Origin of the sequence: Xenorhabdus griffiniae (assembly GCF_037265215.1) — a bacterium.
Lineage (GTDB): Bacteria > Pseudomonadota > Gammaproteobacteria > Enterobacterales > Enterobacteriaceae > Xenorhabdus > Xenorhabdus griffiniae.
Genome location: NZ_CP147737.1, coordinates 2364811 through 2381701 on the forward strand (window position 1 = coordinate 2364811; position 16891 = coordinate 2381701).

15 protein-coding genes are annotated in these 16891 nt (G+C 42.7%); 6 read left to right on the forward strand and 9 right to left on the reverse strand.

The window, feature by feature from the left end; genetic code table 11:
- The first annotated feature begins 89 nt into the window (after positions 1 to 89).
- Entirely contained in the window at positions 90 to 1016 is a 927-nt protein-coding gene (gene bla, locus WDV75_RS10215; protein ID WP_273557619.1) for a class A beta-lactamase, read from the forward strand.
- 48 nt (positions 1017 to 1064) lie between these two features.
- On the opposite strand, the gene yciH is transcribed toward bla, so the two are convergent.
- The 4 genes from yciH to WDV75_RS10235 all read right to left on the reverse strand — a co-directional run bounded on the left by yciH (position 1065) and on the right by WDV75_RS10235 (position 3681).
- Positions 1065 to 1391: a stress response translation initiation inhibitor YciH gene (gene yciH, locus WDV75_RS10220; RefSeq protein WP_189759556.1), complete on the reverse strand. Its 327-nt coding sequence runs from the start codon at positions 1389 to 1391 to the stop codon at positions 1065 to 1067.
- On the reverse strand, positions 1384 to 2124 hold the full coding sequence (gene pyrF / locus WDV75_RS10225; protein ID WP_189759555.1) for an orotidine-5'-phosphate decarboxylase: 741 nt from the start codon (positions 2122 to 2124) through the stop codon (positions 1384 to 1386). The genes yciH and pyrF overlap by 8 nt, the downstream gene beginning before the upstream one ends.
- Before the next feature lie 66 nt (positions 2125 to 2190).
- Positions 2191 to 3360, reverse strand: coding sequence for a lipopolysaccharide assembly protein LapB (gene lapB / locus WDV75_RS10230; protein ID WP_273557618.1), 1170 nt, complete (start codon positions 3358 to 3360; stop codon positions 2191 to 2193).
- A 6-nt stretch (positions 3361 to 3366) separates the two neighbouring features.
- Positions 3367 to 3681, reverse strand: a complete 315-nt coding sequence (locus tag WDV75_RS10235; protein ID WP_189759553.1) for a LapA family protein — start codon at positions 3679 to 3681, stop codon at positions 3367 to 3369.
- A gap of 371 nt (positions 3682 to 4052) precedes the next feature.
- Between WDV75_RS10235 and ribA the strand changes: the two genes are divergently transcribed.
- Positions 4053 to 4649 (forward strand): GTP cyclohydrolase II, encoded by a 597-nt coding sequence (gene ribA, locus WDV75_RS10240; RefSeq protein ID WP_273557716.1) that lies wholly within the window; start codon positions 4053 to 4055, stop codon positions 4647 to 4649.
- 81 nt (positions 4650 to 4730) lie between these two features.
- On the opposite strand, the gene acnA is transcribed toward ribA, so the two are convergent.
- Positions 4731 to 7421 carry an aconitate hydratase AcnA gene (gene acnA / locus WDV75_RS10245; protein ID WP_273557617.1) on the reverse strand — a complete coding sequence of 897 codons (2691 nt, stop codon included), beginning with the start codon at positions 7419 to 7421 and terminating at the stop codon, positions 4731 to 4733.
- Positions 7422 to 7818: 397 nt separating this feature from the next.
- Between acnA and WDV75_RS10250 the strand changes: the two genes are divergently transcribed.
- Complete coding sequence (locus WDV75_RS10250) at positions 7819 to 8658, forward strand: hypothetical protein (protein WP_273557616.1); 840 nt, start codon at positions 7819 to 7821, stop codon at positions 8656 to 8658.
- Between the two features lie 105 nt (positions 8659 to 8763).
- On the opposite strand, the gene cysB is transcribed toward WDV75_RS10250, so the two are convergent.
- Positions 8764 to 9738 (reverse strand): HTH-type transcriptional regulator CysB, encoded by a 975-nt coding sequence (gene cysB / locus WDV75_RS10255; RefSeq protein ID WP_273557615.1) that lies wholly within the window; start codon positions 9736 to 9738, stop codon positions 8764 to 8766.
- A 361-nt stretch (positions 9739 to 10099) separates the two neighbouring features.
- On the reverse strand, positions 10100 to 12697 hold the full coding sequence (topA, locus tag WDV75_RS10260) for a type I DNA topoisomerase (protein WP_273557614.1): 2598 nt from the start codon (positions 12695 to 12697) through the stop codon (positions 10100 to 10102).
- A gap of 307 nt (positions 12698 to 13004) precedes the next feature.
- On the opposite strand from topA, the gene WDV75_RS10265 reads away from it, so the two are divergent.
- Positions 13005 to 13199, forward strand: coding sequence for a DUF2498 family protein (locus tag WDV75_RS10265; protein WP_273557613.1), 195 nt, complete (start codon positions 13005 to 13007; stop codon positions 13197 to 13199).
- A gap of 31 nt (positions 13200 to 13230) precedes the next feature.
- On the opposite strand, the gene sohB is transcribed toward WDV75_RS10265, so the two are convergent.
- The gene (gene sohB / locus WDV75_RS10270) at positions 13231 to 14277 is read right to left on the reverse strand and encodes a protease SohB (protein ID WP_273557612.1); all 1047 of its coding nucleotides are present in this window, start codon (positions 14275 to 14277) and stop codon (positions 13231 to 13233) included.
- Positions 14278 to 14517: 240 nt separating this feature from the next.
- On the opposite strand from sohB, the gene WDV75_RS10275 reads away from it, so the two are divergent.
- Together WDV75_RS10275 and cobO are read left to right on the forward strand one after the other, a co-directional pair.
- Entirely contained in the window at positions 14518 to 15282 is a 765-nt protein-coding gene (locus WDV75_RS10275) for a YciK family oxidoreductase (protein WP_273557610.1), read from the forward strand.
- Complete coding sequence (cobO, locus tag WDV75_RS10280) at positions 15282 to 15878, forward strand: cob(I)yrinic acid a,c-diamide adenosyltransferase (RefSeq protein ID WP_273557609.1); 597 nt, start codon at positions 15282 to 15284, stop codon at positions 15876 to 15878. Before WDV75_RS10275 ends, cobO begins: the two co-directional genes overlap by 1 nt.
- Before the next feature lie 66 nt (positions 15879 to 15944).
- On the opposite strand, the gene rluB is transcribed toward cobO, so the two are convergent.
- Complete coding sequence (gene rluB, locus WDV75_RS10285) at positions 15945 to 16868, reverse strand: 23S rRNA pseudouridine(2605) synthase RluB (protein ID WP_273557608.1); 924 nt, start codon at positions 16866 to 16868, stop codon at positions 15945 to 15947.
- Between the last annotated feature and the right edge of the window lie 23 nt (positions 16869 to 16891).

Genomic DNA, 16891 nt, shown 5'->3' on the forward strand with positions numbered 1-16891 from the left:
ATCTTGCAAGTAATTTCCATTAAATTCTGCCGCCATTTATGGCGGCAGTTTTGTAATGACAATAAGAGAATCCCTATGAGGACTTTCACATGCTATTTTCTTCGGGTTTCGCAACGGCTTTCACGTCCTTACTTGGTGTATTATTCACTTTGCCAGCCAATGCAGCTATTCATAACAATCAAATTTCTCACCATGAAATATCTGCAAAAAAACCAAGTGAGACAAATGAAATCACCCACCAGCTTTCCATATTGGAGAAAAATGCCAATGGCCGACTTGGTGTGGTATTGATAGACACGACTGATCATTCCACTATCACCTACCGTGCAAACGAGCGTTTTCCTTTATGCAGCACCAGTAAATTGATGGCGGTATCCGCTATTCTGCAAAAGAGCGAAAAAAATGCTCACTTATTAAATCAACAAGTTTACTATCAACAAGCAGATCTTGTTGAATATAGCCCAATTACGGAAAAACATCTCAAAGAGGGTATGACCTTAGGAGAGTTGAGCGCAGCAACACTGCAATATAGCGATAATACGGCTATGAATTTGCTTCTTAACCAATTGAATGGCCCAAATGAAGTGACACGCTTTGCCCGTACTATCGGTGACAATTCTTTTCGTCTCGATCGCTATGAACCCGAATTAAATGCCGCTATTCCAGGTGATGAACGTGATACTTCCACCCCTCAATCTATGGCAAAAAGTTTATATAATTTGGTTTTAGGCGATGCCCTGGCTATAACACAACGTGAACAATTAGCCGAGTGGATAAAAGGCAATACAACGGGTGGTGCCAGCATTCAGGCGGGAGTCCCCAAGGATTGGATTGTAGGAGATAAAACCGGTCGCTGCGATTATGGTACAACAAATGATATTGCGGTTATTTGGCCAGTACCTAACCGTGCACCATTAGTTTTAGTGACTTATTTTACTCAGCCAGATAACAAAGAAGCCAGTGCTCGTCCTGATGTACTGGCAGCGGCTGCTCGTATCGTGACACGTATTAATTAGTTCAATTAACCAGCTATGCAGTTTATTGGCTGCATAGCTGGTAGAAGCTTAGCCTCCAGCCAGTTTTACTTTCATGCCTTTTGCTTCCAGCAATTGCTTCAGCAAGTCGCGTTTATCGCCCTGAATTTCAATTTCACCCTCTTTGACAGAACCCCCGCAGCCACATTTTTTCTTCAATTCAGCTGCCAGCTTAGCCAAAGTTTGGTCATCGGCATCTATGCCCGTAATCACACAAACCCCTTTCCCTTTACGGCCACTACTCTGGCGCTGGATCCGTACAATACCATCACCTTTCGGACGAGAAGGCTTTACTTTTTCCTCCTGCTGAATGCGGCCACCATCTGTCGAATAAACCAGGCGAGAGTTATTATCCATGAACAACTCCAATAGATTGATTAATCTGTTGGAGTGCTAATGCCGGATTTTCTGCGCGGGTAATTGGACGCCCGATCACCATATAATCCACCCCAGCCTGAACCGCCTGAGGAGGTGTCATAATCCGGCGCTGATCTCCCGCTTCTGTACCTTCAGGGCGAATACCTGGAGTAACAAGTTGGAAGGCTTGTCCACATACAGATTTCAATTGCTGTGCTTCATGGGCTGAACAAACTACGCCATCTAAACCACACTGTTTTGTCAAAAATGCCAAACGCTCCGCATGTTGCGCTGGAGTCATATCAATACCTGTGCCCGATAAATCAGATTGTTCCATACTGGTCAGCACTGTCACCGCAATCAACAAAGGTGCATTCTTACCGTAAGGCAGCAACGCTTCTTTAGCTGCTGTCATCATTCTCGCCCCACCGCTTGCATGAATATTAACCATCCAAACACCTAATTCTGCGGCAGCAGCAACAGCTCTTGCCGTTGTATTGGGGATGTCGTGAAATTTAAGATCCAAAAACACATCAAAACCACGCTGATGCAGCGCCTGAACAAATTGCGGGCCATACAGTGTAAACATCTCCTTGCCTACTTTCAGACGACAGGATTGTGGATCAATCTTGTCGACAAATGCCAGCGCTGCATCTTGATTGTCATAATCCAGTGCAACAATAACAGGTGAGTCAATCTGCTTATCTAAAGTTTGAACTGTGTGGGAGATCATTTTTAGGCCCTTTGATTTACTAATTAACTTAAATTACTAATGAATAGCAGCATAATCGTGACATTGTCACTGACCATCCAATCCTCGGATCGGCTTAATAGAGTCCCAAGAACGACATGATGGGCAATGCCAATATAACGAACGAGAAGTAAAGCCACATTTATGGCATCGATAACCAGGTTTTGTGCGGATTTGCTCACCTACCATATTGCGCAAAAGAATCAGACTCTCTTTCGCCCGCCCTTCTTCCGCTTCCGTCATATGGTAATCCATCAGACGGTAAAATAATCTCATTGTTGGATGGCGTTCCAACTGACGGTTAATGAAGTTTTGAGCAACTTCACGTCCTTCCTTTTTCTCAATAATATCGGCCATATGAAGTTCAGCGATCGCACCACAATTTTCTTCTACACAACGCTGCACAAAAGCTTGCCACTCATCCGGTTGAGACAAATGCTGATAACATTCCTCCAGCATTGGCAAAGATTCACTGACCAATTGTTTATCCTGCTCAAGAATGCGTTTCAACGCATTGGTCGCTTTAAGATATTCCCCCTGAGCCATATAAATACGACCAAACATAATAGAAGTACGGGCACAATTTTTGTCTGCTTGGGCCGCTTTATTTAAATAGCCGATCGCAGTAGTAAAATCATCACTGCCCATACATTGCAGAGCCAACTCACAGTAGAAATGGGCAATTTCTTCCCGAAAATGGTGTCTACCCAGTTTTACGAGTTTTTCAGCGATATCAATGGCCTTATTCCAATCACTGGTTGACTGGTAGATGGTTAGCAAGGAATTAAAAGCATTTTCACGGAAGTCAGTTTCGTCAACTAACTGAACGAACATGTTCTCTGCGCGATCATAGACTCCTGCAGCCATATAATCTTGCCCAAGCTGCTGGATCGCAAGTAAACGCTGTTCAAATGTCAGGGAAGCACTTTCCATCAAGGACTGGTGAATACGGATGGCTCTTTCAACTTCACCACGGGAACGGAAGAGATTTCCCAATGTCAGGTGAGCTTCAAAAGCCGGACTATCCTCTTTCAGCATATCAAGAAATAAATCTACTGCCTTATCTTGCTGATTGGAAAGCAAAAAGTTAACACCATCAACATATTCACGCGAAAGGCGGTCAGCCGATTGTTGTTTATCTTGTTGAGCACTTCTGCGCCCCATATACCAGCCATAAACGGCGGCGATAGGAAGCAACAGAAACAACAGCTCTAACATAGAGAATTATTCCTTGTTTAATGCTACGGTAGAGACGACTTTTTTGGATGATTCAGAGGGTTGTTCCACTTGAGTTTCCAGTCGCTTAATTTTGCGTTTCGCATGTCGCAAAGAAACACAGGCGCGTAGGTAAAAAAAACCACAAATTCCCCAACCGAGGATAAAGCCAACAGCAAACAATGCAGCCAGCAATGTGGATACAGAGTAATCGCCCTTAGCAATCAAATAATTAAACGTCACTACCTGATTATTATTTACTCCCAGTGTCACTGAGATAACAAAAACAACCAGTGCCAGTAATAAGATCAGAAAATATTTCACATTTCTTCCTGTTATCTATCGTTGCTGATTAGTTATGTCAAATAACAGACATAGTGGCGTGTTAAATTAGCATTTCTCGTCTACACACGTCTACGTAAAGGGAGCAATTTATTGCAATAAACCCTGATTTCCCTCTTTTTGTAATAAATGCATCTGCAAAAATCTGCCTATAGTTTAGCATGTTAATATATTTATCATTAAAGGACTCGATGCTTTATATTCATGCGTATTAATAATTTCTGTTACAATGCGTCGGCGTGCATGCGTTGTAATCAGAGAAAATTTTTGCGTAGTTTTAGCTGATTTCTCAACCGGTATTGTTCTGATATCGCAATATTTATAACGAGTTAAATCAACATATGAATACAAAAATACAGCTAAAACGAGTAGCTGAAGCAAAATTACCTACGCCATGGGGCGAGTTTTTAATGATTGGATTTGAAGAAATCAAAACAGGCCGCGATCATGTCGCTCTTGTTTTCGGCGATATCTCTGGTGATGAGCCGATATTATCGCGCATCCACTCAGAATGCCTCACTGGAGACGCTTTATTCAGCCTAAGATGCGATTGTGGTTTCCAATTAGAAGCCGCACTTTCGCAAATTAGCCAGGAAGGCCGAGGTGTTTTGCTCTATCACCGCCAGGAAGGCCGCAATATTGGCCTGCTGAATAAAATTCGAGCCTATGCTTTACAGGATCAAGGTATTGATACTGTTGAAGCCAACCATCAATTAGGTTTTGCTGCCGATGAAAGAGATTTCACCCTGTGTTCAGATATATATAAGATATTGAATATTAATGCAATTCGCCTTCTTACTAACAACCCTAAAAAAGTTGAAATCATGCTAAAAGCGGGGATTAATGTCACCGAACGTGTTCCATTGATCGTAGGACGCAACCCCCAAAATACTCACTATTTAGACACCAAAGCTAACCGAATGGGCCATTTGCTGCCTAAATCAAGCTAAAAGTTCTCTAAATTATTTTCTATGAAATAGAAAAAACTGCGTCGGTGTGGGCGCAGTTTTTATTTCTAAATGTGATTTTTATCATTTCAGCATATTACGAATCACATAATGCAAAATACCATCATGATAGAAATAAGCCAGTTCTGTTCCCGTATCAATACGGCAACGAGTATCAATCACAATTTCCTGTCCATTGGCATAGGTAACTTTCACGGCAATTGTCTGCCCAGGTTGAATGTTAGATAATCCTGTAATATCAATTCGTTCCTCTCCCGTCAGGTTTAAGCTCTTACGGTTCACACCTTGAGGAAACTCCAATGGCAAGACACCCATACCAATCAAGTTAGAGCGGTGGATGCGTTCAAAAGATTCTGCAATCACCACCCTGACGCCTAGCAATCTTGTTCCTTTTGCAGCCCAGTCCCGACTTGATCCTGAACCATATTCTTTCCCCGCAATAACGGCTAATGGTATTTTTTCCTCCTGATAACGCATAGCCGCATCATAAATAGCCAGTTGGGATTGTGAAGGAATATGCCGGGTATAACCGCCTTCAACTCCTGATACCATCTCATTACGAATACGAATGTTAGCAAACGTTCCTCGCATCATAACTTCATGATTGCCACGCCTTGAGCCATACGAATTAAAATCTTTTGGCGCAACACCATGTTCTTGTAAATATCGTCCGGCAGGGCTGTCAGCCTTAATGTTTCCTGCGGGGGAAATGTGATCCGTCGTGACTGAATCCCCCAAGATCGCCAAAATATGAGCCTGATGAATGTCTGTAACGGGTTTCGGTTCAGCCGTCATATCACTAAAGAACGGTGGATGTCGGATATAGGTGGAATCCGGCTGCCAGGCATAAGTTGCTGAACTTTCCACACTCAGGGACTGCCAGCTTTCATCACCATCAAACACAGAATCGTATTCTTTATGGAACATTTCGGTTCTGACTTTTCCAATCGCTTCTGCAACTTCTGTACTATCAGGCCAAATATCCTTCAAATAAACATCATTGCCTTGTTGATCTTTTCCGATAGGTTCTTGCGTCAGATCCGTTTTCATACTGCCAGAAAGCGCATATGCCACCACCAGCGGCGGTGATGCCAACCAGTTGGTTTTCACTAAGGGATGAATACGTCCTTCAAAATTTCGGTTACCAGAAAGCACTGCCCCAACGGTTAAATCAGCTTGCTTAATCGCAGCTTCTATAGGATCAGGCAATGGCCCAGAGTTACCAATACAGGTAGTACAACCATACCCCACCAAGTTAAAACCCAATTTTTCCAGATATGGCATAAAACCTGCCAGTTCCAGATAATTTGTCACAACTTTCGAACCTGGTGCCAGTGAAGTTTTAACCCACGGTTGACGCTGCAAGCCTTTCTCAATCGCTTTTTTGGCAAGTAATCCCGCTGTCATCAATACGCTCGGGTTAGAGGTGTTTGTGCAAGAGGTAATAGCAGCAATCACCACAGCACCATCTTGCAATGAAAAAGTTTGGTTATCTAAAGTCACTGATACCGTTGCTGAGTGCGCTTGCGTTTTATGGATATCCAATTCCATGGCAGACTGAAAAGCCTGTGGGACATTTCCCAATGCAACCCTGTCTTGAGGGCGTTTCGGTCCAGCTAAACTGGCTTCAACTGTCGACATGTCCAATTCCAGGGTGCTGGTAAAGATAGGCTCATCCCCTGTATGACGCCATAGGCCCTGAGTTTTGCAATAAGCTTCAACCAAAGCAATTTCTTCTTCATGGCGCCCCGTTAAGCGCATATAGTCTAATGTAATGTCATCCACAGGGAAGAAACCACAAGTTGCACCATATTCAGGGGACATATTGGCAATAGTTGCCCGATCTGCCAGCGGCAAATCAGATAATCCATCACCATAAAATTCAACAAATTTACCTACAACACCGTGCTTACGCAGCATTTGTGTCACCGTCAGGACCAGATCAGTTGCTGTGATCCCTTCTTGCAATTTTCCGGTCAGTTTAAAGCCAACAACATCTGGGATCAGCATGGAAACTGGCTGCCCCAGCATCGCCGCCTCGGCTTCAATTCCCCCTACACCCCATCCCAGAACACCCAACCCATTAATCATGGTCGTGTGAGAATCCGTCCCGACTAGCGTATCAGGATAAGCAAAATCCTTACCATTCTGATTTTCATACCAGACGGTTTTACCCAGATATTCCAGGTTAACCTGATGGCAAATCCCCGTACCAGGAGGGACAACACGGAAACGATTAAAAGCTTTCTGCCCCCAACGCAAGAACAGATAACGTTCATAGTTACGTGCCATTTCTATCTGGACGTTTTCTGAAAATGCCTGTTCAGAGCCAAATTTATCAACCATCACCGAGTGATCGATAACCAAATCAACAGGGGATAACGGATTAACCTGCTCTACATTACCACCGAGTCTCAACACAGCTTCCCGCATCGCAGCAAGATCGACGACAGCCGGCACACCTGTAAAATCCTGCATAAGTACGCGGGCGGGACGATAAGCAATTTCGCGGTCTGCATGACCGGTTTTTTGCCACTCCACCAGCGCCTGTAAATCATCTTCCACAACGGATTCACCATCAACATTGCGCAAGAGATTTTCGAGCAGAACTTTCAGTGATTTTGGCAGGCGGGATAGATTGCCAATTTGTTCAGATAACAGAGGTAAACTGTAATAGTGATAGATTTTACTGCCAGTGGATTTGCTTCCAATCGAGAGCGTTGAAGCACAGTCCGTTTTCAATTTAAACGACATAACTCCTCTCCTTTCTTATTATTGATGGTCAGCCATCATTAAACATAACATATAAGCAACTATTTGTTATTCCGTCACCACACATTTTGCTAACTGGCTGTAAATCCTCATTTATTGATAAATTTTAATGATGACACCGCTAAAGTAGATATGTTTTATTCACACTCTAAGAGTTTGATTGAATTGACTCTAAAGTTTCTACGCATTTCTGGCTAATAAGTTGGATTTGCAACTTGAAAAATAAAGGTATATACGCATTAAACGTCAAGCTGCAATTTACAACACGATATGAAACCTGGTTTTTCCCTGCTTTACGGGGAGAAATCACACGCATCTTGAAGTTAGATTGGTATATTCAGGGTGCTCAATACGTTTATTAGAGATTGGAGGTAACATTATGGATACAGAAAAAAACAAAGAATTCCAACATTACCTAAGCCATATACAACAAGCTGATCAGTTTTTTTCGGCTGGCATTAGAGAAAAGTTTTCCTTTTCAGATTATCAGCTTAGTGACACAGACGGCCTTGTCCAATTTATTATTACTGCAAATATTGTCGACAAAGCCAGTGTCATACAGAAAATGAATGAAATCAAAAAAATACAGATCGCCCTTTCTTCAATAGCCGCTGATCACATCGCCAAATATACCCATGTCCACGGCACAGAATATAAGACTGACATTCAATTTTGGGAAGAAATTATGGCGAAACTGCCATTGATGAGTATCATGAATGTCGAAAGTCAAACCTATCAGCATGAAATGAAAGGAGTTTCCATTGCAACAAATTTACTCCAACTCATCATGGATATTATTTTAAATGCAAACTCTCCAAGCCTGAAAAGCTTTTCCGATTTTTTGCAAAAACAAGGTGATGCTATAAGGCTAGGCTTAAAAAGGAATGGAGATCATTATTCCACTCTCACATTAGCCAGTGTTATTGAAGCAATTGGCGTTGAAGATCGTGTCATGTATGTCCCTAAAATAAAACTCTATAAAATAGATTTTGACAGAACTAACTCAGAAGTGACATCAAACTGCGCTTCTCACGAGAATATCAATGTTGAATTCACTTACTCTTCTTGTATTTCTTTATTTAATTATCAAGCGTTAGAAAATCACGAAGTTAAAATAGCTTTCGATAATTTCATTCTTAAAAATCAAAAATCTTCAATTGAAAATTCTGACAATTTTTTTAGTGGTGAATTTAAGACGGTGCTCCCAAAAGAGACATAAAATAAAAGATCAACCACCTGCCTGCTGTTTGGCGGTGGTTTAATCTTCTTGACACTAGCTATATCTACCTTCTTTATATCTATTTTGCTGATATTAAATATCTTTTTACACTATCGGCAGTTCGATATCTTTGAACATTTCTTCGATTTCTTCATTGGAGCGTAACGCAATGGCTTTATCTACGACATCACGCGTTAAATGTGGTGCGAAACGCCAAATAAAATCATACATATAACTGCGCAGAAAACTACTGCGTCGAAAACCGATCTTAGTCGTGCTGTAACCGAATTGATCACGCATATCAATACGTACTAAGTCACTGTCTTTAACGGGTTCTACAGCCATACTGGCAATCACACCAACTCCTAACCCTAACCGCACATAAGTCTTAATCACATCAGCATCTGTTGCTGTAAATACGATTTTAGGTTTTAAACCCACCCGATCAAAAGCAACATCCAACTCAGAGCGCCCAGTAAAACCAAATGTATAGGTTACAATCGGATATTCAGCCAGTTCTTCAATTGTCACATTCTGTCTACTCGCAAGAGGGTGATCTTTCGTCACCACAATAGAACGATTCCAATGATAACAAGGCAACATAATCAGATCGTTATAGAGATGTAGTGCTTCTGTTGCTATCGCAAAATCACTATTTCCTTTGCATACCTCTTCCGCAATTTGCGTTGGAGAGCCTTGATGCATATGCAGTGATACATTGGGATAACGTTCAATAAAGCCCTTAATAACAGGAGGTAAAGCATATCTTGCTTGTGTATGGGTGGTCGCTATATATAAAGAACCCCGATCGGGATAGGTGTGTTCACTGGCAACAGAACGAATTGAATCAATTTTTGACAGAACCTCACGTGAAATACGGACAATTTCTTCACCAGCCGGAGTCACGTGCGTCAAATGTTTACCACTACGAGCAAATATCTGAATCCCCAGCTCATCTTCGAGCATCCTGACTTGCTTGCTGATCCCCGGTTGAGAGGTATACAACCCTTCTGCTGTAGAAGATACATTTAGATTGTGGTTAACCACCTCTACAATATAACGCAATTGCTGTAATTTCATATCAGCACTGTCCCTAATAATCAAATGTATGAACGTTTTGTAGTTTAACCAATTTCTATATTGCTAATGGTTACTCACTTATAACTATATAGAATATATATTTGTGAGAATATAACCACTATAACACCTGCTATATATTTATATAACAAATAATTAAGTCGAGTAACTACTATCAAGCACCTGTTGCAGATATATTGTGTTTTAATTTTGTTGAAATACAAAAAAAGCCAGTCCATAGAACTGGCTTTTTAGAAAGAAAAGTTACGTTTCCCACAAAAAAAGAAATATCTCTCTAAATATATTTATATGAATTATACCCTATAAATGGGGATATAATGCACAAATTTATCTTAAAGATCGTTCACTTTTCTTTCACAACCCAAGCCCCTTCAACAAAAAATGCGGTCCATCCGGTCGTCTTGCCATTTTTCTCTGACGAAACGTATTGCTGTTTAGTCTTACGGCTAAAACGAACAACCGTTTTATTCCCTTCAGGATCAGCAACAGGCGCTTGTGCTAAATAACGCAATTTTTCCGGTAAGCGATCTTTGAACCGGACAAGCTCTTCAACCAATGGCGCCCGCGTTTCGCGAGATTTAGGGAAAGTGTTCGCTGCTAAAAATACCCCTGCCGCACCATCACGCAAAACAAAGTAAGCATCTGATTTTTCACACGCCAATTCCGGTAACGGAATCGGATCTTCTTTTGGTGGCGCCACTTCCCCATTGCGTAAAATCTTACGGGTATTTTTACATCCTTCGTTTGTACAACCCATATACTTACCAAAACGCCCCATTTTCAGGTGCATTTCTGAACCGCACTTATCACACGCAACTATCGGACCATCATAACCCTTAATGCGGAATTCACCTTCTTCAACTTCATAACCATCACACTCAGGGTTATTACCGCATACGTGCAATTTACGCTGGTTATCAATCAAATAACTGTCCATCGCTGTACCACACTTTTTGCAGCGACAACGAGCGCGCAATGCATTGGTTTCAGCATCATCCCCTTCCAGGATATTTAGGATTTCATTTTCCGGTATCAGGTTAATCGTCTGCTTGCATCGCTCTTTAGGTGACAATGCGTAACCAGAGCAGCCAAGAAATACCCCTGTTGTCGCAGTACGAATTCCCATTGGCCGGCTACAGGTCGGACACTCAATCGAGGTAATGACCATCGGGTTCGGACGCATTCCGCCTTCATCTGGTTCTTTATTGGCAACATCAAGCTGTTTACTGAAATTGGAGAAAAATTCGTCCAAAACGCCTTTCCAATTGGCTTCATTGTTGGCTACATGATCGAGCTGATCTTCCATTCTTGCCGTAAAATCGTAGTTCATCAATTCGTTGAAATTTTCTTCCAAACGATCATTAACGATTTCACCCATCTTCTCTGCATAGAATCGCCGATTTTCAACGCGAACATATCCTCGCTCTTGAATGGTTGAGATAATTGATGCATAAGTCGATGGACGACCAATTCCGCGTTTTTCCAGCTCCTTGACCAAGGATGCTTCACTGAAACGTGCTGGTGGTTTTGTAAAGTGCTGGCTTGGTATTAGCTGTTGCAAATCAAGCTCTGTGCCCACTTCCATGATCGGCAACGTATGATCTTCATCTCCTTTACGCAAAGCCGGCATGACTTTTGTCCAACCATCAAAACGCAGAGTACGGCCTTTAGCACGTAACTCAAAATCACCAGCCTGAACGGTCAGTGTCGTGGAATCATATTTCGCAGGTGTCATCTGACAAGCAATGAATTGACGCCAGATCAGCTGATACAATTTTTGTGCATCAGTTTCCATATCTTTCAATTCTTCTGCCATGACATTAACATCAGAAGGCCGAATCGCCTCATGAGCTTCCTGAGAGTTTTCCTTGCTGCTGTAAACATTGACACTTTTCGGCAAGTATTTATCACCAAAATGGTTGCTGATATAACCACGAACCATTTCCAACGCGTCCTGACTCAAGTTAGTCGAATCGGTACGCATATAAGTGATATACCCAGCTTCATATAAGCGTTGTGCCATCATCATGGTTTTCTTAACCCCAAACCCAAGCCGCGTACTTGCCGCCTGTTGTAATGTTGAGGTAATGAATGGTGCACCTGGCTTACTCGATGTTGGACGATCTTCACGCTCAATCACTTTGTATCTTGCTTTTTCAAGCAGAGAAACTGCTGACTGCGTTTGTTGCGCATTGACGGGCTTAAATGGTTTTCCCTTCTCATGGGTAACTTCCATATGGAGAGGGATATCGCCCTTAGCCATTAAATCCGCGTGCAGTTGCCAATATTCTTCCGGCACAAATGCCTTAATTTCACGCTCCCGCTCAACCACAAGCCGAACTGCGACAGATTGCACCCGCCCAGCGGATAACCCTCTGGCAACTTTTTTCCACAGTAGCGGTGAAACCATGTAGCCTACAACGCGATCCATAAAACGACGCGCTTGCTGGGCATTCACACGGTCAAGATTCAATTCACCAGAATTATCAAAAGCCTGTGTGATTGCATTTTTGGTAATTTCATTGAATACAACCCGACTGAAACGGGATTCATCTCCACCAATCACTTCCCGCAGGTGCCATGCAATAGCCTCTCCCTCACGGTCAAGGTCCGTTGCAAGATAGATATGATCAGCTTTTTCAGCCAGCGTTTTCAGCTCTGAAACAACTTTTTCTTTACCTGGCAAAATTTGATAGTTCGCTTCCCAACCATGATAAGGATCGACGCCCATACGAATTATTAGCGCCGTTTTCTCATCTTTTTTTACTTTCTTTTTATTCTTATCGGTAGATGAGCTTGAACTCTTTTGACTCACTGTTCCACTCGTCGGCAAATCACGGATATGACCTACACTGGATTTTACAACGTAGTCATTCCCCAGATATTTATTGATTGTTTTGGCTTTTGCCGGGGACTCCACTATAACAAGAGCTTTAGCCATAGTTACCTTTACCTAATTATCTTCTTTTCAGATGGCGAAAATCACGGCGTTATGTTGCGATATATAAAATAAAACCTCTTTTTATATTGCGATAGATTTGCAAGATATCAACTAATTTTTATCTTGTACTTTTACTTAAACGCAAAACCCGTTGAAATATTTAGGGTATTTTATATACCAACACAAACCATGCAATTGTATGTTTTAACAGTTGTAAACAAAATCTTCCATCTGCATGACGAAAAGCCCACACTCTACCTGATAAAAAACGATGCGCAACAACTTATTTCTTGCAGGAGCACAATAAATGAAAACTGAAACCATCCCCATTAAGCGAGAACAGTTACTAAAAAAAGTAAATAAAATCATTAAGACATACGAAGATTTGATACAAGGCATGTACGCAGAGAGGCAGAACAAAGAAGTGGAGTATTCCCCCTGGTTGATGAATAAATATGCGGGCAATAAAGGATATATAAGTCACCTTTATTTACCCGCATAATCTGTAATAGTTTTGGGTAACGATTTTGCCGTTACAACAAAGGTTTTTCTCCCCTTTGCCACCAACGCATAAACAATTTGTCAACGTTCTCCATCGCGCTGCCCATAAAGCGATCTATGGCACGTTTGCGGCGATAATAATTGACGCCGATGACTTCACAATGTTCAATTTTTTCAATCAGAAAATCATCACTAACACCCACATCATCAATCAATCCATTTTCTTTTGCCTGTGTACCGTACCAATACTCCCCTGTGGCTACATTTTCCACATCCAAAGATGGACGATATTGGTGAATAAATGATTTGAATAACTTATGCGTTTCGTTCAAATCTTCCTGAAATTTCTTGCGGCCCTGTTCAGTATTTTCTCCCAGAACGGTCAAGGTACGTTTATATTCACCAGCAGTATGCAATTCAACATCAATATCGTTTTTCTTCAAAAACCTATGAATATTGGGTAATTGCGCCACAACGCCAATAGAACCGATAATGGCAAACGGTGCTGCAATAATGCGATCAGCTACACAAGCCATCATATATCCACCACTTGCAGCGACTTTATCCACGGCAATTGTCAGGCGTATCCCTTTCTGTCGCAAACGAACCAATTGGGATGCTGCCAGTCCATATCCATGAACCACACCACCAGGACTTTCCAGTCGCAGCAAAACTTCATCTTTTTTGTCAGCCACAGCCAGTATTGCACTGATTTCTTCGCGGAGTGACTCCACCTCACGGGCATCCATACTGCCTTTAAAGTCCAAAACATAAAGACTTGGCTTCTGTATGCCTTTATGACCTGTTTTGGCTGCCGCTTTTTTCTGCTTAGCATCACTTTTCTGCTGTTTTTTTAATTCTTTTTGCCAAATTTTTTGTTCTGCTTCACTCATTCGCGCCTGCTGCATCTGACGCTGTCTTTCCTTATATGACTCACCAAGATTGGTCAGCTTTAATTCCCCTTTGTGCATTGCCTTACGTACACCTAATCCGATACAAACGATCGTCAGAACAGCGATTGCCAAGACCACCGTGAGCACTTTGGCTAAGAACAATCCGTATAGAGACAAATATTCCACAGATCCACCTTTATTGATTTATAACAAACAATATATTTGTTTCATTCTAACCAAAAATCGAACGCCTTGCCCTAACAGTTTACTTAACCCTATCTCAATTGAAGTTACACTTTTTTACCCATTTTTCACTCATGCAGGCAAATTTGACGGAAACCTTAAGTTTTGTTCTGATGATAACCTGTATATGCCAATCTGAAATGGCAAATCATAGATTCACAAGCAATATAGGAAGATTGTTCGATGTTTGATTACCAACCCAATAGTCATTTGCTACAACAAAAAATTATTCTCGTCACTGGTGCTGGCGATGGCATTGGACGCGAAGCCGCACTGACCTATGCCCGCCACGGTGCACAGGTTATTTTACTGGGACGTACTACTGCGAAACTGGAAGCAGTCAGGCAGCAAATTACAAACGAGGGCGGTTTACCTGCTGACATTTATACGATGGACCTGCTGACAGTGACCGCCGAGGAATGCCAAACTTTCGCCCATGACCTGGCACAGCGCTATTCACGTTTGGATGGCGTCTTGCATAATGCTGGTCTTCTTGGCGCCGTCTCCCCTATCGTAGAACAACCTGTTCAACTCTGGCATAACGTAATGCAAGTGAATGTCAATGCCACTTTTATGCTGACTCAGGCATTGATCCCCCTGCTATTAAAATCCACCAGCGCTTCTTTGGTGTTCACCAGCTCCAGTGTCGGCCGTCAAGGTAGAAGTGGTTGGGGAGCATATGCTGTCTCCAAATTTGCTACAGAAGGTCTAATGCAAGTTTTGGCAGAAGAATATCGGGATACTTCCCTGCGTATCAACTGCATCAATCCCGGCGGGACACGTACCAACATGCGAGCAAGCGCTTTTCCTGATGAAAATTCCGCTAAGTTAAAAACACCCGCGGATATTATGCCCGTCTATCTTTATGTAATGGGAGATGATAGCCGAAATGATTCCGGCATCAGTTTTGATGCTCAACCCGGACGCAAAGCGGGGCCTGCCGAATAATGACCAGAGATAACAGCCAGTACCAGAAAAGACAACAACGCCTGAAAGAAAAAATCGATGCCCGTATTGAAGCAGCACAACAAGAACGGGGAATTGTCATTGTGTTCACTGGAAACGGTAAAGGAAAAACGACCGCTGCATTTGGCACAGTGATTCGTGCAATCGGGCATGGACAACGTGCTGGCGTTATCCAATTTATTAAAGGGACATGGGAAAGCGGTGAAAGAAACCTGCTGATACAGCAAGGTGTTGAATTTCATGTGATGGCCACAGGTTTCACATGGGAGACGCAAAATCGCGAATCAGACACAGCAGCCTGCCAAACAGCCTGGCAACAGGCTGTAGCAATGCTATCTGATCCTTCACTACACCTTGTCGTGCTGGATGAATTAACCTATATGGTCAGTTATGGTTATTTAGAACTGACCGATGTTCTGGCCGCTCTCAAACAGCGCCCTGCTCATCAAAGTGTAATTATCACTGGCAGAGGATGCCATCGAGAATTATTGGAATATGCCGATACGATTACGGAAATGCGTCCGGCAAAACATGCTTTTAATGCCGGCATCAAGGCACAGAAAGGTATTGATTGGTAAATGGATCCGCTGTTTCAAATCGCCCAGATAAATGTTGATATGAGCTGAAACAGCGGCTTAAGCGTATTAACGACCTTTAGATGTCGTTTTCTTCCCTGCATTCTGACGAGAACTGCTTGCAGGACGTTTTCCTGCCGGACGGGATGCAACCTGAGTATGTCGTCTTACTGCACGGCGGATCTGATTAGCCTTAACGCGGCGTTGATCACGCCCAACAGCAACTTTGGTCACACTCTCTTCATCCAAGTCAACCAACTGACGTAAATAGTTAGTCTGTTCTAACCCCAACTCAGTCCAGCCACCTCGCGGCAACCCTTTCGGCAGATTAATATCGCCATAACGCACACGGATCAGGCGGCTGACTTGCACACCAACGGCTTCCCATAAGCGTCTGACTTCGCGATTACGGCCTTCTGTCAGAGTCACGTTGTACCATTGGTTGATCCCTTCTCCACCTTTAAACGCAATGGTCTTAAATGAAGCCGGGCCATCTTCCAGTTGTACACCTTGTGTCAATTGACGGAGTTTTGCGTTATCGACTTCACCGAACACACGGACTGCATATTCACGCTCAACTTCGCGGCTTGGGTGCATTAAACGGTTAGCCAATTCCCCATCGGTAGTAAACAACAACAACCCGCTGGTATTGATATCCAAACGCCCTACCGCAATCCAGCGTGCGCCTTGCATTTTTGGCAGACGATCAAATACAGTCGGACGGCCTTCAGGATCATGGCGGGTACACAATTCACCTTCCGGTTTGTAATAAGCCAAAACCCGGCAAACTGTTTTCTGTGGCTCTTTGATATTTAAGATCCGTCCATCCAGACGAATTTTTATTGCGGGATTAACTTCGATTCGATCACCCAACGTTGCGATCTTACCATCAACGCTAATGCGCCCTTGTTGGATATACCCTTCGATTTCGCGACGGGAACCATGACCAGAACGCGCGAGAACTTTTTGTAACTTTTCTGTTTTATCGCTCATTGAGCAACCTCTATTGTCGCCTT